The organism is Aeromicrobium sp. Leaf291, from assembly GCF_001423365.1.
In the GTDB taxonomy this organism is placed as follows: domain Bacteria; phylum Actinomycetota; class Actinomycetes; order Propionibacteriales; family Nocardioidaceae; genus Aeromicrobium.
The window spans coordinates 540512-563454 of the sequence record NZ_LMNM01000001.1 but is presented as its reverse complement, the minus strand read 5'-3'; the positions used below and the strand labels follow the sequence as shown (position 1 = coordinate 563454).

The window sequence follows — 22943 nt, the reverse complement described above, 5'->3', positions numbered from 1 at the left end:
ATGAAGCCGTTGACCTCCGCACGATCGACCCTCGGAGCGACGATCTTCGCGCGAGTCGCGGGCGACGAGGGGCCGGCCCGACGCGAGCGGATCATGTTCGCGCCCGGACCGCGCCGATTCGCTCCCGACTCCGCGATCGCGACGGTCCACGGCGACGCGTCGATGTTCGTGGGTGGCATCCGTGCGCTGCTGCTGCAGTCGCTGCACCCGCTCGCGATGGCAGCGGTCGACCAGCACTCCGGCTTCCGCGGCGACCCTTGGGGCCGGCTCCAGCGCACGAGCGGCTTCCTCGCGGTCACGACCTTCGGCACCGACGCCGACGCAGCGCGGGCCATTCGCGCGGTGCGCGCCGTGCACGACACGATCGAGGGCGTCGCACCCGACGGCCGGCCGTACCGGGCCTCGGACCCGCACCTGCTGCGCTGGGTGCACGTGGCCGAGGTCGACAGCTTCCTGCGCGCCCACGACCGGTACGGCCACCAGCCGCTGGACGCCGAGGGGCGCGACGCCTACGTCCGCGAGGCCGCCGTGGTGGCACGCGAGCTCGGGGCGAGCGACGTCCCGGAGTCGGTCGCCGAGCTGGAGGCGGCCCTCGAGGCGTTCCGGCCGGAGCTCGAGAGCACCGAGGCGGCCCGACGAACCGTGCGGTACCTGCTCGTCCACCCACCCGTGCCCCTCGCCATCCGCGTCCCGTACGGCGTGCTCGCGGCGGCCGGGGTCGGACTCATGCCGCGCTGGTCGCGCTGGCCGCTTCGCCTGCCCTGGCTCCCGGTGGCCGAGGCGAGCGCCGTCCGGCTGGGCGGCGAGGTCGTCACGCGGTCCATCCGCTGGGCCATGACGCCGCCCGAGCACCCGGTCGAGGCCTGACCCAAGCCTGCTGCACGGCTTTCCCACGTCGGCACGGAAAGCAACCCGTGCAGACGTGGGGAACCCGTGCGGACCAGGAGATTCCCAGGTCGACCTGGGAATCGCCGGGACGTGCGGTGATCGGGGGGCCTGGCAGGATCGGGGGGTGGACCAGAAGAGCTTCGAACCTGACGTGATCGTGGTGGGTGCCGGACTGGCGGGGCTGGTGGCGACGCACGAGCTGGTGCTGGCCGGCCGCAGCGTGCTGGTCGTCGAGCAGGAGAACCGGTCGAACCTCGGCGGGCAGGCCTTCTGGTCGCTCGGCGGGCTGTTCCTCGTCGACTCCCCGGAGCAGCGGCGCATGGGCATCAAGGACTCGCCCGAGCTCGCCCTGCAGGACTGGTTCGGCTCCGCGGCATTCGAGAGCCCGGCCGACGACGCGACCGGGCACGACGCCTGGGGCCGACGCTGGGCGGAGGCGTACGTGCACTTCGCGGCCACCGAGAAGCGCCAGTACCTGCGCGACCTCGGCCTCAAGGTCCTGCCGATCGTGGGCTGGGCCGAGCGCGGCAGCGGCAGCGCGAGCGGGCACGGGAACTCCGTCCCGCGGTTCCACCTCACGTGGGGCACCGGTCCCGAGGTCGTGCGCGTGTTCGCCGAGCCCGTGCTGGCAGCCGAGCGCGCCGGGCGGGTGCGGTTCGCCTTCCGCCGCCAGGTCGACGACCTGGTCGTCGAGGGCGGATCGGTGGTCGGCGTGCGCGGCACCGAGCTGGAGCCGGACGAGTCCGACCGTGGCGTCGCGTCGTCGCGCACCCCGGTCGGCACGTTCGAGGAGCGCGCCGCCGCCGTGGTGGTCACGTCCGGCGGCATCGGCCACAACCGCGACCTGATGCGGGAGTCCTGGCCCACCCACCGCCTCGGGCCCGCGCCGGAGCACATGATCCTCGGCGTGCCCGCCCACGTGGACGGCCGCATGCTTGCCATCACCGAGTCCGCCGGCGGACGCGTGGTCAACCGCGACCGCATGTGGGCCTACACCGAGGGCGTGCACAACTGGGACCCGATCTGGCCCGACCACGCCATCCGCATCATCCCCGGCCCGTCGTCGCTCTGGTTCGACGCGACCGGGCACCGTCTCCCGGCGCCGAACTTCCCGGGGTTCGACACGATGGGCACGATGAAGGAGATCCTGGCGACGGGCCACGACTACTCCTGGCTCGTGCTCACCCAGTCGATCATCGAGAAGGAGTTCGCGCTGTCGGGCTCGGAGCAGAACCCCGACATCACCGGCAAGGACCTGAAGTTCCTCGCCCAGACGCGGCTCGCGAAGGGCGCACCGGAGCCGGTCGAGAAGTTCAAGCAGCACGGCGAGGACTTCGTCGTCGCGCACACGCTGGCCGAGCTGGTCGAGGGGATGAACGCGAAGAGCCGCGGCGGGGCCACGATCGACCTCGCCACGCTGGAGCAGCAGGTGGTGGAGCGGGACCGTGAGATCGACAACGCGTTCAGCAAGGACCTGCAGCTCATGGCCGTGCACAACGCGCGGCGCTCGCGCACCGACAAGATCGTGCGCGTGGCCAAGCCGCACAAGATCCTCGACCCCGAGCACGGTCCGCTGATCGCCGTCCGGCTGAACATCCTGTCGCGCAAGACGCTGGGCGGGCTGCAGACCGACCTCGAGTCCCGCGTGCTCGACGACAGCGGCATGCCCGTGCCCGGGCTCTACGCGGCCGGCGAGGTCGCGGGCTTCGGCGGTGGCGGGGTCCACGGACACAACGCCCTGGAGGGCACCTTCCTCGGCGGGTGCATCTTCTCCGGCCGTGCGGCGGGGCGGTCGCTCGGACGACGTCTGTCCTGAGGCCCCCTCGACGAGCTCGGGGAGCGGCGTGGGGCGGTCCGACTGGCTGGCCACGGCGGAGTGGAGCAAGATGGACGGACCACCACCGAAGGAGGGTCCGACGTGAACAAGCTGCTCATCGCGGCTGCTGGCGTCGCCGGCTACGTGCTCGGCACGAAGGCCGGCCGCGAGCGCTACGACCAGATCCGTACCCAGTCCCAGAAGGTCTGGAACTCTCCCACCGTCCAGAGCGGCGTGGACCATGCCGCCGACGCCGCCAAGAGCGCCGCCGGTGCTGCCGGCAGCGCTGCCGCCGACGCCGCGTCCAGCGCCGCGAGCGCGGCCGGCTCCAAGGTCGTCGACGCGGTCAAGAGCCACCGGTCCGACGACGCGTCCTCCGACGGCGTCTCGGCCGACCCGGCCGACCCCTCGTTCGCGATCGACGAGGTCGCCGACCCCCAGCTCGACGCCGACCTGGCCGAGGCCGACACCGAGGTCCCGAGCTCGCCCTCGGTGACCACGCCGCCCACGGCGGCCGACCTCGCCGAAGACCGCCTGGGTCGCCCGTGACCGCGGCGCCGCAGGACGAGTCCACCGGCCGCCTGATCGCGCAGGCCACCGAGGACATCTCGACCCTCATCCGCGCCGAGATGGCCTTGGCCAAGGACGACCTCGCGCAGGCCGGCAAGCGGGTCGGCGTGGGTGCCGGCCTGTTCGGCGCCGCCGGCGTGATCGCGCTCTACGGCCTCGGCGTGCTGCTCAGCGCCGCCGTGCTGGGTCTGGCCAACGTGACCGACCCGTGGCTCGCCGCGCTCATCGTGGCGGTCGCCCTGTTCGTGGTGGCCGGCGTGGCCGCCCTGCTGGGCAAGAGCAACGTCTCGAAGGTCGCGCAGGCTCCTGCCGCGCGCGTCGAGAGCGTGCAGGCCGACGTCGCCGCAGCGAAGGGGAACCCGTCATGAGCGAGCGCGACCAGCTGGAGGCCGAGATCGCGGCCACCCGAGAGCACCTGGCCGAGACGGTCGACGCCCTGGGCGACAAGCTCGACGTGAAGTCGCGCGCGCAGGACGCCGTGGCCGAGGCTGACAAGGGCCGTATCGCCGTGCTGGCCGGGGCCGCCGTGGCCGCGGTCGTCGGCATCGTGCTGCTGCGTCGCGGCTGAGCCACCTCGCTCAGGCCGCACGCACCCGCTCGACGAACTCGAGCACCCGCGAGCGCAGGTCGTCCACCCGCAGGTCGGGCGCGCCCGTGACCGACTTCTCGTGCGGCTTGAGAGGTCGGCGCACGCGCTTCCAGCAGGCGAGGTCGCCGCACACGTACTGCCCGACGGTGTCGCCGGCCCGGCCCCGTGGGCCCGCCCGTCGGGCGACGAGCAGACGCGCCGTGGACGTGCCGTCGTCGGTGCGGCACCAGTCGCACAAGGTCGTCCGCGCCGGCCCGACGGACGTGCCGACCCGCAGCTCGATGCCCACGGGCTCGTCGCTGATGTCCTCACCCAGCACGACGTAGGCACGCTGCGGGGACTTGGCGTCGACCCAGCCGAGGTAGTCGCGCTCCTCGAGGCGGTCGGGCGGCCACGGCGCGGGCAGCGTCATGGAGGCGACCTTGCTGCGCGAGCTGTTCACGAAGCAGGCGCGGACCTGGTCGGCGGAGAGCGGTTGCATGATGCGTCCCTTCATCGTTTCCTAACACCCTTAGGTATACACCTAGTGGTGATAGGTTGATCGCGTGCCCCGTGCCGGACTCACTCGCTCGCTCGTCCTCGATGCCGCCGCCAACCTCGCCGACCAGGTCGGCTTCGAGGCGGTGACGCCGTCCGCCGTCGCGCGCGCCGTGGGCATCCGCACGCCAAGCCTGTACGCGCACGTCGACGGCGCCGAGGCGCTGCGCGACGGCCTCACGGTGCGGGCGCTCGACGAGATGGCCGATGCGGCGTCGAGGAACGTCGCCGGCCGCTCCGGGGGGTCGGCGCTGCGCGCCCTGGCCGACGCCTACCGCGACTACGCGCGCGTCCACCCCGGCCGGTACGCGGCGACCCGACGCCGGCTGGCCCCCGACCACGACGGCGTCGAGGCGGGGCGACGCCACACCGAGCTGCTCGCCTCGGTGCTGCGCGGCTACGGCGTGCCTGAGCAGGACCACGTGCACGCGGTGCGGCTGATCGGCAGCACCGTCCACGGGTTCATCGCCCTCGAGGCCACCGGGTCCTTCGACCACAGCGACCCCGAGGCCGACGTCAGCTGGACCCGGGTGGTCGACGTGCTGCACGGCGCACTCGAGACCTGGCCGCCCACCTGAGCCGACGAGGGGCTCAGTGCCCTCGGTCGATCCACTCCTGCAGGTGGGGCGCCTCGTCGCCGATGCGCGTGTCGTCACCGTGGCCGGTGTGCACGACGGTGTCCTCGGGCAGCGTCAGCAGGTGGTCACGGATGGACGCGACGATCGTGTCGAAGCTGGAGTAGCTGCGTCCCGTGGCACCGGGCCCGCCGCTGAACAGCGTGTCACCGCTGAACAGGACGCCGAGGTCCTCGCTGTAGAGGCAGGTGCTGCCGGGGGAGTGGCCCGGGGTGGCGACGGCCCGCAGCGTGGTGCCGGCCACCTCGAACGTCGTGCCGTCGGTGAGGTCGTGGTCCGGTCGCACGTCGGTACCGTGCTCGGCCTCCCACAGCATCGTGTCGGCCGACGGGAACCAGATCGGTGCGCCGGTGAGGTCGCGCAGCTGCACCGCGGCGTTCAGGTGGTCGTTGTGGCCGTGCGTGAGCACGATGGCCCGCACCGTGCGACCGTCGACCGCCGCGGCGATGGCCTCGGCGTCGTGCGGTGCGTCGACGACGACCACCTCGCTGTCGTCACCGACGATCCACACGTTGTTGTCGACGTCCCAGCTGCCGCCGTCGAGCGCGAACTGCCCCGACGTCACGACCTTCGTGACCTGTGCCGACATCAGATCATCACCACCGAACGCAGGACGTCGCCGCCGTGCATCTTGTCGAACGCGGCCTCGACGTCGTCGATGCCGATGCGCTCGGTGACGAAGGCGTCGAGGTCGAGCCGGCCCTGGCGGTACAGGTCGACGAGCATCGGGAAGTCGCGGCTCGGCAGGCAGTCGCCGTACCAGCTGGACTTGAGCGAGCCGCCACGGCCGAACACGTCGATGAGCGGCAGCTCGGGGACCTTCATGTCCGGCGTGGGCACGCCGACCAGGACCACGGTGCCGGCGAGGTCACGGGCGTAGAAGGCCTGCTCCCAGGTCTCGGGGCGGCCGACCGCCTCGATCACGACGTCGGCGCCGAACGTGTCGGTGAGCTCCTGCACCTTGGTGACCACGTCGTCCTTGGACGCGTCGATCGTGTGCGTGGCACCGAGGGCCGTGGCCTGCTCGAGCTTGCGCGGGTCGAGGTCCACGGCGATGATCTTGGCCGCTCCGGCCAGACGTGCTCCGGCGACCGCGGCGATGCCCACGCCGCCGCAGCCGATGACGGCCACGGAGTCACCGCGACCCACGTTGCCGGTGTTGATCGCCGCGCCGATGCCGGCCATCACGCCGCAGCCGAGCAGCCCGACGGCGGCCGGGTCGGCCTCGGGATCGACCTTGGTGCACTGGCCGGCAGCCACGAGGGTCTTCTCGGCGAAGGCGCCGATCCCGAGCGCCGGAGAGAGCTCGGTGCCGTCCTCCAGCGTCATCTTCTGCTCGGCGTTGAAGGTGGAGAAGCAGTACTGCGGGCGGCCCCGCTTGCAGGCCCGGCAGTCACCGCACACGGCACGCCAGTTGAGCACCACGAAGTCACCCGGGGCCACCTCGGTGACGCCCTCGCCGACGGACTCCACGACACCGGCGGCCTCGTGGCCGAGCAGGAACGGGAACTCGTCGTTGATGCCGCCCTCGCGGTAGTGCAGGTCGGTGTGGCACACCCCGCAGGCCTGCACGGCCACGACCGCCTCACCGGGCCCGGGGTCGGGCACGACGATGTTCTCGACGGTGACGGGTGCGCCCTTGCTGCGGGCGACGACGGCCTTGACGGTCTGCGGCATCGGGTTCCTCCTGGGGGTGGCGTGGCTCACGGCCGACGCTAGCGGAGCGGTGGGTGGCCCGCTCGGTCCAGCCCACTGAGCGGGAGTCGGGGTCTGCCGTGCGGGACGGGCCGGGCGGGCCTACCGTTCAAGCACCGACGCGACCGGCGCGTCCGGGCGAAGGAGCCTCCCGTGCGCATCATCCTGCTCATCCTCGTGGTCGTGGCCGTCATCTACCTCGTCCGGATGCTGATGGCCAAGCGCTGAGCCTCGCGTTCAGATCGACCCGCTACGCTCCGGCCAGCGACGACGGAAGGACCACATGGGCGTCATCGACCACGGCAAGACCCTCGCGCTCGAGGTGCTCGGCTGGATCATGGTGCTGCTCGGCCTCGCCGCGATCTTCCTCCCTGGCCCCGGCCTGCTGCTGCTGTTCGGCGGCCTGGCCCTGCTGTCACAGCGCTACGAGTGGGCGCGCCGACGCGTCGAGCCCGTCAAGGACGCGGCCCTGCGCACCGCCGCGCAGGGCGTGCAGACCTGGCCACGGGTCGCGCTGTCGCTGCTCGGCGTCGTGTGGCTCGCAGGGCTCGGCGTCGTGTGGGGGCTGCGTCCGCCGGCCCCCGACTGGTGGCCGCTGCGCGAGTCCTGGTGGCTGCTCGGCGGCTGGGGCACCGGCGCCACGCTCATCTTCTCCGCCGCCATCGCGCTCGCCACGATCGTCTACAGCTTCCGCCGCTTCCGCGGCCGCCCGATGGCCGACGTCGAGCGCGAGATCGCCGAGACCTAAGCCGGACCGAGCCTCAGGCGGGCCAGTCGACGAGGTCGTCGAACCGGCCCTCGTGCTTGCGCAGCCACCCCGCGACGTAGGGGCAGTGCGGCACGATGCGCAGGCCCGCGGCGCGCACGTCGTCGAGGGCGAACTGCACCAGCACCGACGCGAGCCCACGCCCGCCGTAGGCGTCGTCGACCTCCGTGTGCAGGAAGTCCCTGTGCGTAAGGGCGCCGTCGTCGCCGAGCTCCCGGTAGTCGGTGTGCCCGATGACCTCCTCACCGTCCGCCAGCTCGTAGCGTTGCCGGTCGGGGGCATGCCGGACGGTGATGCCGTCGTGCTCGATCGGGTCGAGGGCCATGGGTGTCCTCCTGATCAGCCGCGTGGGCGGATGCGGGCGTTGGGCAGCTCGGGGGCGGGGAGGGCACGCTCGGGGTCGCCCTCGGGCAGGCCGTACGGACCGTCGGACGGGGCGCCGGGCGCCTTGCCGTCGATCTCGGCCATCCACGCGTCGCGGTACTCCACCACGTCGTCGTGGCTGCGGCCGACGAAGTTCCACCACATGACGATCTGCTCGCCGAACGGCGGCCCGCCGATGAGCAGCACCCGGCTGTCCTGGCTCGCGCGCAGCGTGATGCGGTCACGGCCCGGGGCGAGGTAGCCCAGCTCGTCCTTCGCGATCGGGTCGGCGTCGGCGAGGACGGCGCCGGTGTCCACGAGCACGCCGTGCTCGAACGTCGGGTCGACGTCGAGCTGCAGCACCGTGCCGGCGTCGAGGCGCAGCTCGGCACCCAGCAGCGGGGTGTGGGTGGAGACCGGGGACGTGGAGCCCAGCAGGCTGCCGAGGAACACCTGCGCGCGCCAGGCGCCTCCGTCGGCGCTGCCCTCGAGGGTCGGTGGGGCGTAGTGCTCGAAGGTCTTGTCGACGAAGCGCGCCTCCTGCGGCAGCGCCACCCACAGCTGGGCGCCGTGCAGCACCGTCGTGTCGCGCGTGGAGCGCTCGGAGTGGCTGATGCCGCGGCCCGACGTCATGAGGTTGAGCTCCCCGGGCCGCACGTCGGCGTGGAACCCGGCACTGTCGCGGTGCTCGATGGTCCCCGAGAACAGCCAGCTGACGGTCTGCAGCCCGGTGTGCGGGTGGGGCGGCACGTCCATGCCGCCGGACTCGGACACGTCGTCCGGTCCGTAGTGGTCGAGGAAGCACCAGGCGCCGATGAGCGAGCGCTGACGCTGGGGCAGCGTGCGGCGCACGGTCATGGCGCGCGGCCCGCCGAGCGGCACGTCGCGCGGGGTGAGGACCTGCAGCTCGACGGCGGAGTCCTCACCGCACACGAGCTCGTCGGGCGATGTCTCGGTGTTGCTCATGGGCTGCTCCACCCCTTCGTCGTGACGGTGCCGTGTCGCGGCACCGGTCGTCGCCAGGGTAGCTCCGCGTAGTCTGTGCAGGTGACAGAGCGCGAGCCCGGCCCCTCGCGCCGCGCGAGCTCCACCGCCGTGGGTCGCCACCGCGCGGCGAGGCAACGCGCCATGCGTCGACGTCGTCGGCGTGCCGCAGCCCTCGGCGGATCCGTGCTCGTCACGCTCGTCGTGGTGGTGCTGGCCGCCGTCCGTCCGTCGTCGGACGAGCCCGCCGCGTCGGCCGCCACGAACGTGTCGTGGGCCGACGACGCCGTCCTGCCGACGCTGACCCCGGCGCCGAAGCCCACCCCCACGAAGACAACCCCCGCCCCGGAGCCGACCGACTTCCCGCAGAGCGGCGAGGGCACGTTCGCCACCGCCGCGGTCGCCGACGTGGCGGGGGCCGGTTCCGGACGCAACCGCCGCTACTCCGTGGAGGTCGAGGGAGGCCTGCCGCAGGACCCCGACCGCTTCGCCCGCCAGGTCGCGCAGGTGCTGGGCGACGAGCGCGGCTGGCGCTCCGACGGCTGGTCGTTCGAGCAGGTCGAGGGGGGTGGCGACTTCCAGATCATGCTGGCGAGCCCCGACACCGTCGACCGCCTGTGCGCCCCGCTGCTCACCCGCGGCGAGGTGTCGTGCCGCAGCGGCTCGCGGGTCGTGCTCAACGTCAAGCGCTGGGCGCTGGGCGTCCAGTACTACGGGGACGACCTCAGCGGCTACCGCACCTACCTCGTGAACCACGAGGTCGGGCACGCCCTCGGCAAGTACCACGTCGGCTGCCCGGCACCCGGGGCGAAGGCGCCCGTCATGCTGCAGCAGACCAAGGGCCTGCAGGGCTGCGTGAAGAACCCCTGGCCGTAGTCGCCTACCGCCGGTCCCCGTGCGTCAGGTCCCGTGCTCGCCTAACGTCGTGCGCATGCGCCGAATCGTGATCAGGCAGAGCATCGCGCTCGACGGCTCATCGCCCCCAGCGCTGCAGGACGACCACTCCGGAAATGATCCACGGCCATGAATCTCAAGATCCTCATCGGCGCGCTCGTAGCGATCGTCGTCGTCGCGACGCTCGACCACGTCATGGGTGTCGACGACCGAGTTCTTCAGGTCGTCGCCTTCATGGGCATCGCCTTCGTCGGTGGGACGCTCGGCGATCGGGTACGACGACGCCGGCGTCATGAAGACCCGAACGGACCCGGGAACCTTACGTGAAGACCGCCGGCAACGCCTGAGGACGAGTGACAGTCGGCGTCACCAGTCGACGCTGTGGCACTCCGGTGCGCGAGCGCCCTCGACCTGCAGGGTCGCGTGCTCGACGTCGTGCCGGTCGCGCAGCGCGGCTCTGGCCTCGGCGAGGATCACGTCGACGTCGGCGCTGCCGTCGGCGACGAGGTGGGCGGTGGCCACGTTCATGCCGGAGGTGAGTACCCAGACGTGCAGGTCGTGCACGTCGCCGACGCCCTCGATCGCCCGCAGGTCGGCGACCACCTCGTCCACGTCGAGGCCCTCGGGGGCGTGCTGGCCGAGCACGGCGAGGACCTGTCGTCCGAGCATCACCGCCCGCACCGCCACGAAGGCCCCGATCGCCAGGGCGACGCCGGCGTCCCACCCGGTCTGCCCCGTGGTGGCCACGAGGACACCGGCGACGACCACGCCGACGGACCCGGCGGTGTCGGCGACGACCTCGAGGTAGGCGCCGCGCATCACGAGCGACTCACCGGCGCCCGCGCGAAGCATCACCAGGGCGACGACGTTCACCACCAGCCCGAGCGTGCCGACGACGATCATCGGCCGGGTCTGGACCTCGATCGTGGAGCCGACCCGGGCCAGCGCCTCGACCACGACGTAGACGGACACCCCGAGCATGACGAGCACGGCGAAACCCGACGCGAACACCTCCGCGCGGTAGGAGCCGAACGTCCGTCGTCCGGTGGTGTCGGGCCGGGTGGCCACCTTGGTGGCGGCGAGCGCGGCACCGAGCGTGACGACGTCGGCGGCCATGTGACCGGCGTCGGACAGCAGGGCGAGGGATGACGCGAGGATGCCGTAGACGAGCTCGACGACGAAGAACGCGGCGATGATGACGAACACCACGGTCAGCCGCCCGCGGTGCCGACCGCTGGCGGGTCCCCCGGCGTGACCGTGCGCATGGCCGTGACCCATCAGGCCGCTCCGGTCGGCTCGGTCGCGTCGGGGCCCGGGGTTCCGCCGACGGTGCGGTCGAGCAGCAGGCTGCTCGCCCGCAGCAGCGCCTCGGTGGCCTCCGGGTGGGCCAGCCGGTAGTACGACGAGCGACCCTCGTGGCGCACGTCGAGCAGGCCGCAGTCGCGCAGGCACGCCAGGTGGGCCGAGACCGTGGACTGGGCGAGCCCCAGGTGGGCGGTCAGCTCGACCACGCGGTGCTCGCCGAGCCGGAGGTGCTCGAGGATCCGCAGCCGCCCCGGGTCGGCGAACCCGTGGAGCAGCCGGGCGACGAGGTCGGTGCCGTCGGTCCCGACGTCGAGGTCGGCGTGCCGGTGCTGCTCGTGGGTGCGCGCGCCCGCTCCGGTCCGCCGGGTGACGTGGCCGTCGGACGGGTGATGCTTCATCGCCATACGACGATGATAGCGCCGTCCGACGCTGATGCGCCACCCTCGACCCGACTGCCGCGGGCCGCACTGCGTCCCGGCGCTCAGGCGAGCGCTACTACAGTGCGTCGTAGCCGACCTGTTCCCGCCGCCGCTCCTGGAGGTAGCCCGTGCGCTCGTTCGTCCTCGGTCTCGTCGCGACCCTTGCGTTGCTCGCCGTGCCGACGCCGGCCCTCGCGCACGCGTCCGTCGAGTCGTCCGACCCCGCCGACGGCGCCACCCTCAGCGCGCTGCCGCAGACCGTCTCGGTGACGTTGAACGAGGAGATCGGCAGTGGCGCGGTGCTGCGCGTGCTCGACTCCTCGGGCACCCGGCTCGACGACGGCGAGGTGACGGTGGCCGGACGTCGGGTCCTCGTGGGCGTGCGCACCGCCGACGCCGAGCCCGGCGCCTACCGGCTCGTCTACCGCGTCGTCTCGGCCGACGGCCACGCCGTGAGCGGCCAGGTCGGATTCACGGTGAGTGCCGGCGCGAGCGCCTCGGGGCCGTCGGCGTCGGCCGGCACCTCCGGCAGCTCCCAGGACGACGTGACCATCACCGAGGTCGAGGACGAGCCCACGCAGAAGTGGGCGCCGCTGTGGGTCCTGGGCTTCCTCGTGATCTCGTCGGCCCTGATCGTCTACATCGTCAAGGCCGGCCTCACGTCGGCCGACGGCGAGGACGAGGCCTGAGCCGGTCCGTCAGCCCCACGCCGAGGTCGGCTGCAGCACGGCCTCGCTGAGCGCCTCGGTCCGCAGGTGGGTGACCTGTTGGTACTCCGGGTCCGCGACCATGCGGGCGAAGGCCGCGCGCGAGGGGTAGCGGACCAGGAGGACGGCGTCCCAGGCCTGACCGTCCTCGGCGACGAGTGCGGCGTGGCCCCGGCCGGCGTACACGACCTCGCCGCCCACCCGCGGCAGGAACGTCGAGACGACGGCCCGGGAGTACTCGGCGTACAGCTCGCGTCCGCCCGGGGCGAAGCGCAGCAGGTTGAGCATCACGACCGGTCCGTCGTCATCGGCCGCGAGGAAGGCCTTGAGGTCGGAGCCGGTGGGGTCGACGGCCATGGGTGGTCCTCTCGTCGGGGTCGGTCCAGTGTGCCCAAGGGTCAGCCCAGCACCAGGTCAGCCCAGCACCAGGACGACGGCCAGGGCCATCAGCAGCGAGTCGATGCGGTCGAGCAGCCCGCCGGCGCCGGCCATCATCGTGCCGGAGTCCTTCACCTTCGCGCCGCGCTTGACCATCGACTCGAACAGGTCACCCACCGGCCCGCCCACGGCGGCCGCGGCCGCGGTCGGCCAGGTGAGGGCACCCAGCGCGGCCAGGGCTGCCACCGCCGCGAGCGACCCTGCGAGGGTCCCGCTCCACCGCTTCCCCGGGGAGAGGGGAGAGAGGTGTGGACCCTTCAGCAGAGGGCCGGCGAAGTAGGCGACGACGTCGGCCACCGACACCGCCACGAACAGGGCGAGCGCCGTGGTGCCGAGCGAGCCGAGCCCGGCCAGGGGGACCAGCCACGCCAGACCGAGCAACCCGGCCAGGACCCTGCGCAGCCCGTGCTCGGCATCGCCGGTCAGGACGGGCACGGCGACGACGGCGAGGGCGCCACCACCCGCCACCTGGACGACGTGCTCGGGCGCGAGCCACGCGGTCAGCACGACGGCGACGAGCGCGGCCGCGAGCACCAGCCGGTCGGGCCGCGGGACGTCGAGCATGGCGCCCAGCTCCAGCGCGGCCACCACCACGACCACCACGGCGAGCAGCGCCAGGCCGGGCTCGCCCCACCAGAAGAGCGCCAGCACGATCGGCACCGCCACCGCCCACAGGCACCACCGGCGCAGCAGGTCCCGCCGACCCGACACCGCGATCGCGACCCCGGCCACCGCGATGAGGCCCCCGATCCACGGGGCGACCTCGACGACGTCGACCATCAGGAGGCGCCCGCCCGCACCGACGGACGCAGCACCTCCATGGCCCGCAGGCAGGCCGCGACGATCCGCGCGTTCTCGGCCTCCTCGCGCACGGCGATGCGCACGGTGCGCCCCTCGTACGACGGGGAGAGCGGAGACAGGTCACGCACGTACACGTCGTCCTGGCGACACTGCTCGACGAAGCGTGTGGCGCTGGGACCGTCGGCCGGCAGGCGCAGGCACACGAAGTTGGCCACCGACGACTCAACCTGCACCTCGTCGAGGACGGCCAGGTCGGCCACCAGCGCCTCGCGCAGGTCATGGGTGCGCTGCCACAGCGGCGGGTAGTGGTCGACGTCGCGCAGGGCAGCCACCGCAGCGAGCTGGGCGGGAAGACCCAGCTGCCAGGGCGGTGTGAGCCGGCGCATCGTCGCAGCGACGGTGGGCTCGGCGACGAGGTACGCCGCGCGGACGCCCGACAGCGCGTACATCTTCGACATCGACGTGCACACCACCAGTCGCGGGTCGGTGGCCGCGAACGGGGCCAGCGACTCGTGCAGGCCCACATAGCCGACGTAGGCCTCGTCGACCCACCAGCGGGTGCCAGCAGGGGACGCCTCGACCGCGGCCCGCAGCTCGGCGGCCGGGGCGTGCCGGCCGGTCGGGTTGTTCGGGTTCACCACGACGACGAGGTCGTACGCCCCGTCGCGCACCGCTGCTGCGAGCCGCTCGGTGTCCAGACGCCACCCCTCGGCATGGCGCAGCCGGAACCGGTCGACCTGGCAGCCGATCACCCGCTCCGTCACGTGGGCGTACTCGCCGTAGCCGGGGTCGACCAGGAGCACCCGGCTCTCGCGCGACAGCCACTGGCCGAACGCGCGGAAGACCAGGTCCGACGAGCCCGCCCCGACGGCGAGCGAGTCGACCGGGAGGTCGCGTGCCTCGGCGATCGCGTCCAGCAGCCCGCCGGCGTCGGTGGGCGGCGAGCTACGGGTCATCCAGGCGACGTCCTCGGTGAGCGCGGCCTGGGCGTGGGGCGACGGCGGGAACCACGCGTCGAGGACGTCGGCCACCGCCACCTCCCGACGTCGCTCCAGCGTGCGGAAGTCGGTGCCGATGGCGCCGAACGAGGCACCACCGTGCTCGCACCCGTCGGCTCGCGGCGCGAACGGCGTGTCCACCTGCCAGTCGACCTCGTCCCTCCACTGCTGCACCAGCGACGCGAACGGACCGAGCGCGAGCGCCGTGAGGTCGGCCACGGACGCGGTCATCACCTCGAAGCGCACCGTCCCGCTCGTGATGACGCGCCCGGTCGGCACCAGACCCACCCCGCGGTACAGGTCGAGCAGGTCGTCGCGACCCATCGCGACGATGGTGCGCCCGGCCCGCCCGGCGATCCACCGCATCGCGGCGTACATGAGCAACGTGGCCGCCCCGGCCGAGCGACGCCCGGGCTCGACGGTGAGGATGCGGACCTCGAACACGTCGGGCTCGTCGAGCAGGGGCAGCTCCTCCCGGCCCAGGTACTTGTCGAGACCGAAGCTGCCCGCCCAGGGCGGCGTCAGGCTGACGAACCCGACGGGACCGTCGGCGTCGGCGGCCACCAGGTAGACGTTGCGGCCGTCGAGCGCGTCGACGAGCACGCCGTCGGCGTTGACCGGGTGCTGGCCCAGCTCCTCGGCGTAGACCCGGTGACGGAGCTTGTGGATCCACGTCCGGTCCTCGGGCGTGGCGTTGCGGACCTGCACGACTGACCCCCTGCTCGTCGGATCGGGACACGGTAGCGCGGAGTGGGGGCCGTCAGAGCCATCCCTGCCGCTCCGCCTCGCGCACCGCCTCGGCGCGGTTGGCGGCCCCGGTCTTGCCGATCGCCGCGGACAGGTGGTTGCGCACCGTGCCCTGCGATAGGTGCAGGCGACCGGCGACCGCGGCCACGCTGGCGCCGTCGCGCGCCTCCCTCAGCACCTCCGTCTCGCGCTCGGTGAGGGGAGAGTCCCCGCTGACCAGGCTGTCGGCGGCCAGCGTCGGGTCCACGACCCGCAGCCCGGCGTGCACGCGGCGCACGGCGTCGGCCAGCTGCGTCGCGGGGACGTCCTTCACGACGAACCCGGACGCGCCGGCCTGCAGCGCCCGGCGCAGGTAGCCCGGCCGTCCGAAGGTCGTGACCACCAGCACCCGCGTGGCGGTCTCGGCGACCACGCCGCGGGTGGCCTCGATGCCGTCGAGTCCAGGCATCTCGATGTCGAGGAGGGCGACGTCGGGGGCGTGCTCGCGGACGGCGGCCAGCACGTCGGCACCCGACCCGACCTGCGCGACGACCTCCAGGTCCTTCTCGAGATCGAGCAGCGCCGCGAGGGCTCCGCGCACCAGGGCCTGGTCGTCGGCCAGCAGGATCCTGATCATCGCTCGCCTCCCGAGACCACGCGCAGGCTGAGCCCGGGCTCGAGGTCGCGCAGCACCACGGCGGCCCCGGCCTCTGCGGCGCGCTCGCGCAGGCCGGCGAGCCCGTGGCCGTCGCCTGCAGACGCGGACCGGAGTCCCTGGCCGTCGTCGCGCACCTCGACCGACGTGGCGTCCACCGTGACCACGCACGCGCGGGCGTCGGCGTGACGCACCACGTTGGTGACCCCTTCGCGCACGGTCCAGGCGAAGAGGTCGCGCAGGTCGCCCGGCACCTCGTCGACCGTGCCGGGCAGGTCTGCCTCGACACCGGCGGCCCGGAGCGCCTCGCGGGCGCGGGAGATCTCGCCGGGCAGCGTGATCTCGCGGTACCCCTCCACGGCGCGGCGCACGTCCGCCAGGGCGTCGCGGCCGAGCCGTTCCAGGTCGGCCACCTCGGCCCGGGCCCGGTCGCGATCGTCCGCGTCGCCGGACTCGAGCAGACGTCGGGCCAGCTCGGCCTTCACGGTGATCACGGTGAGCGAGTGGCCGAGGATGTCGTGCAGGTCGCGGGCGAAGCGGCTGCGCTCGTTCTCCACCGCCAGCTCGGCGTTCTCCTGCTGCGCGACGAGCAGGTCGGCGTTGCGGGCGAGCAGGGCCCGCAGGCCGAAGATGGCCACCGAGCCGGCCAGGGTGCCGAACGCGACGCCGGCCTGGCTGCCCCAGTCCTCGACGGCACCCAGGCCGAGGGACCCGACGACGCAGACCAGGACGACGCCGAGGGCGATCCGTCCGGGGAAGAGCACGACGGAGGAGATGGCGACGTAGACCACGCAGGTGAGGCCGACCTCGCCGAGCAGCGCGATGTCGAGACCGGCGAGCACGACCAGCCCCGCGAACAGGGCGAGGGCCGACCGGCCGACGCCCTCCGACGAACCGCGGGTCAGCCAGCGTTCACGGCGCACCCGCACCCACGTGAGCATGTACAACGCGGCGAAGGCGACGGTGACGACCAGCCCGAGCACGCCTGCCAGCTCGTCGCGTCGGTCCCACGCGGCGAGCAGCGGGTCGCCCAGGAAGAACAACCACACCAGCGCGAACCACGGACCCAGGCGTCCTGGGGAGGACTGCCGGGTCTCGATGGTGCTCACGTCGGGCAGCGTACGACTCACACGCGTCCCGTGTCCTTGCTCATGCGCCACGCCGCGCCGGCGACGAAGACGCTGACCCAGACGAGGGCGTTGACGACGGCGTACCAGGGCAGCTCACCGGTCAGCGGGGCACGGCTGATCTCGGCCACCCCGAACATCGGGGTCAGGGACGCCACGTGCCACATGACGGACCCCTCGGAGATCGGGATGAAGACGTTGCCGAGGAAGGCCAGCACGGCCAGGCCGGGGCCGAGGACCTGCATCGCGTTCTCGCCCGGGACCACGTATCCGACGAACAACCCCAGTGCGGCGAACACCGACGAGCACAGCAGGGCGAGGACCGCGCAGGCCACCCATCGGACGACCGGCATGTCGGCGTTGCCCTGGGCGATGCCGGCCACGTTGACCGCGCCGACCGCGAGCGCACCCAGCGCGAGCGCGCAGAGCGCCTTCGTGGCGATGTAGGCCATGGGGTGCAGCGGGGTCAGGCGCAGCTGGCGCGACCAGCCCACCGCGCGCTCGAGGGCGACCGACGAGCCGGCCACGGCCGTCGTGATGGCCGCTCCGTACAGCGCCATCGAGACCATCACGTACGCCGAGACGTTGCCGTGGCCCACGCTCTCGTTCATGTCGCTGCCGCTGCCGAAGGCGAAGAGCAGGGCCGGTGGGAACAGCAGCGTGAAGAAGAGGGTGCGCTTGTTGCGCAGCATCCTGCGCAGCTCGAGACCGAAGAGGGTCCCGTTGAAGCCGCCGAGGCGTGGGACGCGGCGCTCGCTGTCGGTCGTGGTCGTCGGGGCGGTGCTGAGGGTGCTCATGCGAGGCTCCTGTCGGACGAGGTGGCGAGGGGCTCGCCCGTGGGATCGGCGGTGAGGGCGACGAACGCGTCCTCCAGGCCGCGCGCGACGATCTCGAGGTCGTGCGCGTCGGTGCGGGTGAGCAGGTGTCGCGCCACGGCGTCGGTGTCCGTCCCGTGGACCATCAGCGTCTCGCCGCGTACGTCGACGCCCTCCACGCCGGCGAGCGCGGCGATCTGCGCGACCGCGGCGTCGTCGAGACCGGGGCAGGTGGCGCGCACGGTGCGGCCGGCTGCCCGTGCCTTGATCTGTGCTGCGGTGCCGTCGGCGACGATCCGGCCGCGGCTCACGAGCACGATCCGGTCGGCGTAGGCGTCGGCCTCCTCGAGGTAGTGCGTGGCGAACATGACGGTCCGGCCCTGGCGGGCGTCGTCACGGATCGCGCTCCAGAACGCGCGGCGGCCCTCCACGTCCATGCCGGTGGTCGGCTCGTCGAGCAGCAGCAGCTCGGGGTCGCTCAGGAGCGCCAGCGCGAACCGCAGGCGCTGCTGCTCACCTCCGGAGCAGAGGCCGACCGTGCGGTCGGCGAGATCGGTGATCCCGGCTCGCTCGAGCACGTCGTCGACCGGACGGGTGTGAGTGAAGAGGCTCTTCACGTACCGGACGGTCTCGACGACGGTGAGGTCCTTCAGCAGCCCACCGCTCTGCATGACGGCGGCCACCAGCCCGTTGGCGACGGCGTCGCGCGGGTCCCGGCCCAGGACCTGGACCGAGCCGGACGTGGGCCTGCTGAGGCCGAGGATCATGTCGATCGTGGTGGTCTTGCCGGCCCCGTTCGGGCCGAGGAAGGCGACGACCTCGCCGGGCCGGACGGTCAGGTCGATGCCGCGGACGGCCTCGACGTCGCCGAACGAGCGGCGCACCTGCTCGAGGCGGACCGCGTCGAGCCGGGCGTCGTGCCCGGTCGTCCCCTGCTGGGAGACGGTGCTGGTCTGGTTCATGCTCCGAGCATCGTCCGGCGCCGACCGCCGTGCCCCGTCCGCACGTCACGACCTGACCGTGACGGATGTCAGGGGTGGTGGGGCGGTCCACCTCCGCAGCGATGCATGGTGACCAGGGTGGAGCTGAGGGGACTCGAACCCCTAACCCCCTGCTTGCAAAGCAGGTGCGCTACCAATTGCGCCACAGCCCCTCAGAGGATCAGACCGGGTCGGTCGCCTGCTCCCAGGTGGTGCGCGTGGTCGCGACTCCGTCGTCACGACGGGACCGGACCCACAGCACCCCGAGCGCCGCGAGGACGAGGGCGAGAAGCTTCTTCATCGTGTCCTCCTCGTGCGTCCGGTGGTGGGCCCAGCTGGACTTGAACCAGCGACCTCTTCCTTATCAGGGAAGCGCTCTAACCGAGCTGAGCTATGGGCCCGCAACAGCGATGAACTCTACCCCACCGTCCTCGTGCCGGACCAATCGGGTCATGCGGCACGGTCGTTCCCCGCCATCGGTGGATCGTCACCCGCAGACGCGTGGCTGAGGTTGACGATCCACCGACGGGGGCGACAGCCAGATCAGCTGTCGGTGAAGGTGACCTCGATGCCGCCGAGGAGCTGGGCGGCGAGATTGTACAGGTGGGCGGCGACCGTGGCGATCGCCGTCATGAGGACCACGTTGATGGCGCTGAACACCAGCGTCAGGCCCACGAGTCGGCCGAGTCCCAGGTAGTCGGTGAGGTCGAAGCTGCCCTCGCTGTCGGACAGCACGTTGGTGACCGTGCCGTTCAGCTGGTCCCAGATGCCCGTGAGGTCGAGCACGACCCAGAAGATCGTGACCGCGACGACCGAGACGATCATCAGCGCGACCGACACGACGAAGGCCAGACGGGTGACCGACCACGGCTCGACGTGCGTGAGCCGAAGACGGGCCTGGCGACCCGACGTGGACGCGGCGGAGGCGGCCGGAGCAGGGCTGGTCGCTGCGGGAGCATCGTCCTTGACCGCCGGGATGACGGCGGTGGAGTCCGGGCTCTGGCGCGTGGTGCGGGCGTAGTCGCCCGCCGTCGGCGTCGATGAACGGGACGAGCTGGACGACGTCGTGGTGGACGAGTCCGAAGCAGGAGACTTCGCCGGCGTGGACTCCGGGGTCCTCGGCGACTGCGAGGTCTTCTTGGCCTCGGCGGCCTTCTTGGCCTCGGCGCGCTTCGTGGCCGCCGACGCAGCACTCGATCGCGGTGCGCCGGGTGCGGCCTTTTCGCGCGGCGCGGTCTTGTCCGTGGGCTTCTCGGTCGGCTTCGCCGCGGGCGTCCTCGGTGCGGGCTTCGTGGCGCTGCTCTCCGACGAGCTCGAGGACGACGACGGCCGACCGCTCGCGGCCGGGCGTGCCGGACCCGCCGGTCGACGGGCCGTGCCGTTGGACTCGTTCTTGGCCGGCTCCTCCGGGGACTGACGCGCCTCTCTCAGCGCGTCGGCCACGGTCTTCTGCGACCGGACGGGCTTGCCGTCGCGACCGAGCCGGGGGATCTGCTGGGTGCGCGCGGCGTCGCCGGCGCCCGGGCGCGGAGCCCGGTCCTCAGGCTTCTGCGGATCGCTCACTCGTCCTGCCCCTCGTCGGTCGTGTCGGGCCCGGCGGCGTCGGCCTCGGGCGTCACGGATTCCACCGTACCGGGAGCAGCCGCCTCGGCATCTGCGTCGGGCTCCGCCGCGCCGCTCAGATCGGTGTTGCGGGCGATCGTGACCACCCGGTCGGAGCCCTTGAACTTCACGAACGTGACGCCCATCGTGCCGCGACCCTTGGCCGGGACCCCCGCCACCTGGCTGCGCGTGACCTGGCCGCTGGCCGTCACCGAGATGACGTCGTCGGTGTCCTTGAGCACGAGGCCACCGACCAGCTCACCGCGGTTCTCGGTGATCTGCATGGCCTTGATGCCCAGGCCGCCGCGGCCCTGCAGGCGGTACTCGTCGATCGACGTCTTCTTGGCGTAGCCACCGTCGGTGACGGTGAAGACGTAGAGCCGGTCCTCCTCGGGCACGTCCTCGACGGCGACGTCGGCGTGCTCGTGACGGATGACCGTCATCGACAGCAGAGCGTCGTCGCCGCGGAACTTCATGCCCGTGACGCCCGACGTGGCGCGACCCATGGGGCGCAGCTGGTCGTCGTCGGCCCGGAAGCGGATGGCCTGGGCCTTCTTGCTGATCAGCAGCAGGTCGTCGTCGGGGCCGGCCACGTCGGCACCGATGAGCGCGTCGTCGTCGTCGCGGAAGTTGATCGCGATGACGCCGGCCTGGCGCGGGCTGTTGTAGTCGGCCAGGCGGGTCTTCTTGACCAGGCCCTTGCGCGTCGCGAGCACCAGGTACGGCGCCTGCTCGTAGTCGCGAATGGCCAGCACCTGCGCGATCTCCTCGTCGGGCTGGAAGCTCAGCAGGCCGGCCACGTGCCCGCCCTTGGCGTCACGTCCGGCCTCGGGCAGCTGGTAGGCCTTGGTGCGGTACACGCGGCCCGCCGTGGTGAAGAACAGGATCCAGTGGTGCGCCGTGGTCGGGAACAGGTGCTCGACGAAGTCGCCGTCGCGCAGCTGGGCCCCGCGCACGCCCTTGCCGCCGCGACCCTGCACCCGGTACAGGTCGGTGCGGGTGCGCTTGGCGTAGCCGCCGCGCGTGATCGTGACGACGACGTCCTCGTCGGGGATGAGGTCCTCCATCGAGAGGTCGCCGTCTGCGGCCACGATGGGCGACCGGCGGTCGTCGCCGTACTTGTCGGCGATCTCGGCCAGCTCCTCGGACACGATGGTCCGCTGGCGCTCCGGCTTGGCGAGGATGTCCTTGTAGTCGGCGATCTCGCGCTCGAGCGCGGCGAGGTCGTCGATGATCTTCTGCCGCTCGAGGGCCGCCAGGCGCCGCAGCTGCATCTCGAGGATGGCGCGGGCCTGCAGCTCGTCGATGTCGAGCAGCCCGATCAGGCCGTCGCGGGCCTCCTCGACGGTGGGGCTGCGACGGATGAGCGCGATGACGTCGTCGAGTGCGTCGAGCGCCTTGACCAGGCCGCGCAGGATGTGGGCGCGCGCCTCGGCGTCGTCGAGCAGGTACTGGGTGCGTCGCTGGATGACCTCGATCTGGTGGCTGATCCAGTGCGTGATGAAGCCGTCGAGGGTGAGCGTGCGGGGCACGTCGTCGACGATCGCCAGCATGTTGGCGCTGAAGTTCGACTGCAGCTCGGTGTGCTTGTAGAGGTTGTTGAGCACCACGCGGGCGACCGCGTCGCGGCGGAGCTTGACCACCAGGCGACGGCCGACGCGCGAGGACGACTCGTCGTTGACGTCGGCGATGCCCTGCACCCGGCCGGTGAGGGCGAGGTCGGCGATCTTCTCGGCGAGGTTGTCGGGGTTGACCTGGTACGGCAGCTCCTTGATGACCAGGCTCAGGCCGCCCTTGACGTCCTCCTCGATGTCGACGATTCCGCGCATCGTGATCGATCCGCGACCCGTGCGGTACATCGTGTCGATGCCCTGGGTGCCGACGATGAGGCCGTGGGTGGGGAAGTCCGGACCCTTGATCCGCTCCATGAGCGCCTCGAGGAGCTCCTCGCGACCGGCGTCGGGGTGGGCCAGCGCCCACTGGGCGCCGTCGGCGACCTCGCGCAGGTTGTGCGGCGGGATGTTGGTGGCCATGCCGACGGCGATGCCGGCCGAGCCGTTGACGAGCAGGTTCGGGAACCGGGCCGGCAGGACCGTGGGCTCCTGGGAGCGGCCGTCGTAGTTGGGCCGGAAGTCGACGGTGTTCTTGTCGATGTCGCGCACCATCTCCATGGCGATGGGCGCGAGCTTGCACTCGGTGTACCGCATGGCCGCGGCGCCGTCGTTGCCCGGCGAGCCGAAGTTGCCCTGGCCCGAGATCATCGGCGCACGCATGACCCAGTGCTGCGCGAGGCGCACGAGGGTGTCGTAGATCGCCGTGTCGCCGTGCGGGTGGTACTGACCCATCACGTCACCGACGATGCGCGAGCACTTGGAGAACCCACGGTCGGGGCGGTAGCCGCCGTCGTACATCGCGTAGAGCACGCGACGGTGCACGGGCTTGAGGCCGTCGCGCACGTCGGGAAGCGCGCGCGACACGATCACGCTCATGGCGTAGTCGATGTAGGAGCGCTGCATCTCGACCTGCAGCTCGACGGGCTCGGTGCGGTCGTGCTCGGGAGGGGTCTGCGTCATCGGTCGGTGCTCATTTCGGAGAGGTCACGGTGAGGGGCTGGGGCCACGCTGGCGGCCGGC

Annotated in this window: 26 protein-coding genes and 2 tRNA genes; 9 read left to right on the top strand and 19 right to left on the bottom strand. The window is 72.4% G+C overall.

Annotated features, from left to right (window positions below):
- From ASF35_RS02895 to ASF35_RS02875, 5 genes are all read left to right on the top strand, one after another.
- The gene (locus ASF35_RS02895) at positions 1–867 is read left to right on the top strand and encodes an oxygenase MpaB family protein (RefSeq protein ID WP_055962519.1); all 867 of its coding nucleotides are present in this window, start codon (positions 1–3) and stop codon (positions 865–867) included.
- Between the two features lie 145 nt (positions 868–1012).
- Entirely contained in the window at positions 1013–2704 is a 1692-nt protein-coding gene (locus ASF35_RS02890) for an FAD-binding dehydrogenase (protein ID WP_055962516.1), read from the top strand.
- A 102-nt stretch (positions 2705–2806) separates the two neighbouring features.
- Positions 2807–3253 carry a hypothetical protein gene (locus tag ASF35_RS02885; protein WP_055962513.1) on the top strand — a complete coding sequence of 149 codons (447 nt, stop codon included), beginning with the start codon at positions 2807–2809 and terminating at the stop codon, positions 3251–3253.
- The gene (locus ASF35_RS02880; RefSeq protein ID WP_055962510.1) at positions 3250–3642 is read left to right on the top strand and encodes a phage holin family protein; all 393 of its coding nucleotides are present in this window, start codon (positions 3250–3252) and stop codon (positions 3640–3642) included. The genes ASF35_RS02885 and ASF35_RS02880 overlap by 4 nt, the downstream gene beginning before the upstream one ends.
- Positions 3639–3842, top strand: coding sequence for a DUF3618 domain-containing protein (locus tag ASF35_RS02875; RefSeq protein ID WP_055962507.1), 204 nt, complete (start codon positions 3639–3641; stop codon positions 3840–3842). The genes ASF35_RS02880 and ASF35_RS02875 overlap by 4 nt, the downstream gene beginning before the upstream one ends.
- Positions 3843–3852: 10 nt before the next feature.
- On the opposite strand, the gene ASF35_RS02870 is transcribed toward ASF35_RS02875, so the two are convergent.
- Positions 3853–4359, bottom strand: a complete 507-nt coding sequence (locus ASF35_RS02870; protein ID WP_055962504.1) for an FBP domain-containing protein — start codon at positions 4357–4359, stop codon at positions 3853–3855.
- Positions 4360–4408: 49 nt separating this feature from the next.
- Between ASF35_RS02870 and ASF35_RS02865 the strand changes: the two genes are divergently transcribed.
- On the top strand, positions 4409–4978 hold the full coding sequence (locus ASF35_RS02865) for a TetR/AcrR family transcriptional regulator (protein ID WP_055962501.1): 570 nt from the start codon (positions 4409–4411) through the stop codon (positions 4976–4978).
- A gap of 13 nt (positions 4979–4991) precedes the next feature.
- Here the strand turns inward: ASF35_RS02865 and ASF35_RS02860 are convergent, their stop codons facing one another.
- Both ASF35_RS02860 and ASF35_RS02855 read right to left on the bottom strand, forming a co-directional pair.
- A complete protein-coding gene (locus ASF35_RS02860) occupies positions 4992–5624 on the bottom strand; it encodes an MBL fold metallo-hydrolase (RefSeq protein WP_055962498.1) in 633 nt (210 codons plus the stop codon).
- Positions 5624–6712 (bottom strand): S-(hydroxymethyl)mycothiol dehydrogenase, encoded by a 1089-nt coding sequence (locus ASF35_RS02855; RefSeq protein ID WP_055962495.1) that lies wholly within the window; start codon positions 6710–6712, stop codon positions 5624–5626. The genes ASF35_RS02860 and ASF35_RS02855 overlap by 1 nt, the downstream gene beginning before the upstream one ends.
- Positions 6713–7013: 301 nt before the next feature.
- Here ASF35_RS02855 and ASF35_RS02850 point away from each other — a divergent pair, with 301 nt between their 5' ends.
- On the top strand, positions 7014–7478 hold the full coding sequence (locus ASF35_RS02850; protein WP_055962492.1) for a PGPGW domain-containing protein: 465 nt from the start codon (positions 7014–7016) through the stop codon (positions 7476–7478).
- A 13-nt stretch (positions 7479–7491) separates the two neighbouring features.
- On the opposite strand, the gene ASF35_RS02845 is transcribed toward ASF35_RS02850, so the two are convergent.
- Both ASF35_RS02845 and ASF35_RS02840 read right to left on the bottom strand, forming a co-directional pair.
- A complete protein-coding gene (locus ASF35_RS02845; RefSeq protein WP_055962489.1) occupies positions 7492–7821 on the bottom strand; it encodes a GNAT family N-acetyltransferase in 330 nt (109 codons plus the stop codon).
- Between the two features lie 14 nt (positions 7822–7835).
- Complete coding sequence (locus ASF35_RS02840) at positions 7836–8825, bottom strand: pirin family protein (protein WP_055966086.1); 990 nt, start codon at positions 8823–8825, stop codon at positions 7836–7838.
- An 81-nt stretch (positions 8826–8906) separates the two neighbouring features.
- On the opposite strand from ASF35_RS02840, the gene ASF35_RS02835 reads away from it, so the two are divergent.
- A complete protein-coding gene (locus tag ASF35_RS02835; protein WP_235499096.1) occupies positions 8907–9719 on the top strand; it encodes a DUF3152 domain-containing protein in 813 nt (270 codons plus the stop codon).
- Between the two features lie 24 nt (positions 9720–9743).
- On the opposite strand, the gene ASF35_RS02830 is transcribed toward ASF35_RS02835, so the two are convergent.
- The 3 genes from ASF35_RS02830 to ASF35_RS02820 all read right to left on the bottom strand — a co-directional run bounded on the left by ASF35_RS02830 (position 9744) and on the right by ASF35_RS02820 (position 11446).
- Positions 9744–10031: a hypothetical protein gene (locus ASF35_RS02830; protein WP_055962483.1), complete on the bottom strand. Its 288-nt coding sequence runs from the start codon at positions 10029–10031 to the stop codon at positions 9744–9746.
- A 72-nt stretch (positions 10032–10103) separates the two neighbouring features.
- Positions 10104–11015 (bottom strand): cation diffusion facilitator family transporter, encoded by a 912-nt coding sequence (locus ASF35_RS02825; protein WP_055962481.1) that lies wholly within the window; start codon positions 11013–11015, stop codon positions 10104–10106.
- Positions 11015–11446, bottom strand: coding sequence for a metalloregulator ArsR/SmtB family transcription factor (locus ASF35_RS02820; RefSeq protein ID WP_235499095.1), 432 nt, complete (start codon positions 11444–11446; stop codon positions 11015–11017). The genes ASF35_RS02825 and ASF35_RS02820 overlap by 1 nt, the downstream gene beginning before the upstream one ends.
- Before the next feature lie 143 nt (positions 11447–11589).
- Between ASF35_RS02820 and ASF35_RS02815 the strand changes: the two genes are divergently transcribed.
- Positions 11590–12150 carry a copper resistance CopC family protein gene (locus tag ASF35_RS02815; RefSeq protein WP_055962478.1) on the top strand — a complete coding sequence of 187 codons (561 nt, stop codon included), beginning with the start codon at positions 11590–11592 and terminating at the stop codon, positions 12148–12150.
- Between the two features lie 9 nt (positions 12151–12159).
- Here ASF35_RS02815 and ASF35_RS02810 read toward each other — a convergent pair whose 3' ends face one another.
- From ASF35_RS02810 to gyrA, 11 genes are all read right to left on the bottom strand, one after another.
- Positions 12160–12525 carry a DUF1330 domain-containing protein gene (locus tag ASF35_RS02810; protein WP_055962474.1) on the bottom strand — a complete coding sequence of 122 codons (366 nt, stop codon included), beginning with the start codon at positions 12523–12525 and terminating at the stop codon, positions 12160–12162.
- A gap of 57 nt (positions 12526–12582) precedes the next feature.
- Positions 12583–13386 carry a phosphatidate cytidylyltransferase gene (locus ASF35_RS02805; RefSeq protein WP_200931187.1) on the bottom strand — a complete coding sequence of 268 codons (804 nt, stop codon included), beginning with the start codon at positions 13384–13386 and terminating at the stop codon, positions 12583–12585.
- Positions 13386–15113 (bottom strand): histidinol-phosphate aminotransferase family protein, encoded by a 1728-nt coding sequence (locus ASF35_RS02800; protein ID WP_055962472.1) that lies wholly within the window; start codon positions 15111–15113, stop codon positions 13386–13388. Before ASF35_RS02800 ends, ASF35_RS02805 begins: the two co-directional genes overlap by 1 nt.
- 52 nt (positions 15114–15165) lie before the next feature.
- On the bottom strand, positions 15166–15768 hold the full coding sequence (locus ASF35_RS02795) for a response regulator transcription factor (RefSeq protein ID WP_055962469.1): 603 nt from the start codon (positions 15766–15768) through the stop codon (positions 15166–15168).
- Positions 15765–16895, bottom strand: a complete 1131-nt coding sequence (locus tag ASF35_RS02790) for a sensor histidine kinase (RefSeq protein WP_235499094.1) — start codon at positions 16893–16895, stop codon at positions 15765–15767. Before ASF35_RS02790 ends, ASF35_RS02795 begins: the two co-directional genes overlap by 4 nt.
- 17 nt (positions 16896–16912) lie before the next feature.
- Entirely contained in the window at positions 16913–17710 is a 798-nt protein-coding gene (locus ASF35_RS02785) for an ABC transporter permease (protein ID WP_055962467.1), read from the bottom strand.
- Positions 17707–18690 (bottom strand): ABC transporter ATP-binding protein, encoded by a 984-nt coding sequence (locus tag ASF35_RS02780; protein WP_055962465.1) that lies wholly within the window; start codon positions 18688–18690, stop codon positions 17707–17709. The genes ASF35_RS02785 and ASF35_RS02780 overlap by 4 nt, the downstream gene beginning before the upstream one ends.
- Positions 18691–18808: 118 nt before the next feature.
- Positions 18809–18881, bottom strand: a tRNA-Ala gene (locus tag ASF35_RS02775).
- A gap of 150 nt (positions 18882–19031) precedes the next feature.
- Positions 19032–19109: transfer RNA gene (locus tag ASF35_RS02770), tRNA-Ile, on the bottom strand.
- Between the two features lie 142 nt (positions 19110–19251).
- Entirely contained in the window at positions 19252–20271 is a 1020-nt protein-coding gene (locus ASF35_RS18420; RefSeq protein WP_235499093.1) for a DUF3566 domain-containing protein, read from the bottom strand.
- Positions 20268–22883, bottom strand: coding sequence for a DNA gyrase subunit A (gene gyrA / locus ASF35_RS02760; protein WP_055962462.1), 2616 nt, complete (start codon positions 22881–22883; stop codon positions 20268–20270). The genes ASF35_RS18420 and gyrA overlap by 4 nt, the downstream gene beginning before the upstream one ends.
- Positions 22884–22943: the final 60 nt, after the last annotated feature.

Bases quoted from the DNA above. Each gene is read 5' to 3' on its own strand.
- ASF35_RS02820 (WP_235499095.1), bottom strand. From the start codon at position 11,446: ATGGCGATGAAGCATCACCCGTCCGACGGCCACGTCACCCGGCGGACC.
- ASF35_RS02830 (WP_055962483.1), bottom strand. From the start codon at position 10,031: ATGACGCCGGCGTCGTCGTACCCGATCGCCGAGCGTCCCACCGACGAA.
- ASF35_RS02825 (WP_055962481.1), bottom strand. From the start codon at position 11,015: ATGGGTCACGGCCATGCGCACGGTCACGCCGGGGGACCCGCCAGCGGT.
- ASF35_RS02795 (WP_055962469.1), bottom strand. From the start codon at position 15,768: ATGATCAGGATCCTGCTGGCCGACGACCAGGCCCTGGTGCGCGGAGCC.
- ASF35_RS02845 (WP_055962489.1), bottom strand. From the start codon at position 7,821: ATGGCCCTCGACCCGATCGAGCACGACGGCATCACCGTCCGGCATGCC.
- gyrA (WP_055962462.1), bottom strand. From the start codon at position 22,883: ATGACGCAGACCCCTCCCGAGCACGACCGCACCGAGCCCGTCGAGCTG.
- ASF35_RS02780 (WP_055962465.1), bottom strand. From the start codon at position 18,690: ATGAACCAGACCAGCACCGTCTCCCAGCAGGGGACGACCGGGCACGAC.
- ASF35_RS02840 (WP_055966086.1), bottom strand. From the start codon at position 8,825: ATGAGCAACACCGAGACATCGCCCGACGAGCTCGTGTGCGGTGAGGAC.
- ASF35_RS02875 (WP_055962507.1), top strand. From the start codon at position 3,639: ATGAGCGAGCGCGACCAGCTGGAGGCCGAGATCGCGGCCACCCGAGAG.
- ASF35_RS02860 (WP_055962498.1), bottom strand. From the start codon at position 5,624: ATGTCGGCACAGGTCACGAAGGTCGTGACGTCGGGGCAGTTCGCGCTC.
- ASF35_RS02895 (WP_055962519.1), top strand. From the start codon at position 1: ATGAAGCCGTTGACCTCCGCACGATCGACCCTCGGAGCGACGATCTTC.
- ASF35_RS02850 (WP_055962492.1), top strand. From the start codon at position 7,014: ATGGGCGTCATCGACCACGGCAAGACCCTCGCGCTCGAGGTGCTCGGC.
- ASF35_RS02810 (WP_055962474.1), bottom strand. From the start codon at position 12,525: ATGGCCGTCGACCCCACCGGCTCCGACCTCAAGGCCTTCCTCGCGGCC.
- ASF35_RS02805 (WP_200931187.1), bottom strand. From the start codon at position 13,386: ATGGTCGACGTCGTCGAGGTCGCCCCGTGGATCGGGGGCCTCATCGCG.
- ASF35_RS02785 (WP_055962467.1), bottom strand. From the start codon at position 17,710: ATGAGCACCCTCAGCACCGCCCCGACGACCACGACCGACAGCGAGCGC.
- ASF35_RS02855 (WP_055962495.1), bottom strand. From the start codon at position 6,712: ATGCCGCAGACCGTCAAGGCCGTCGTCGCCCGCAGCAAGGGCGCACCC.
- ASF35_RS02870 (WP_055962504.1), bottom strand. From the start codon at position 4,359: ATGAAGGGACGCATCATGCAACCGCTCTCCGCCGACCAGGTCCGCGCC.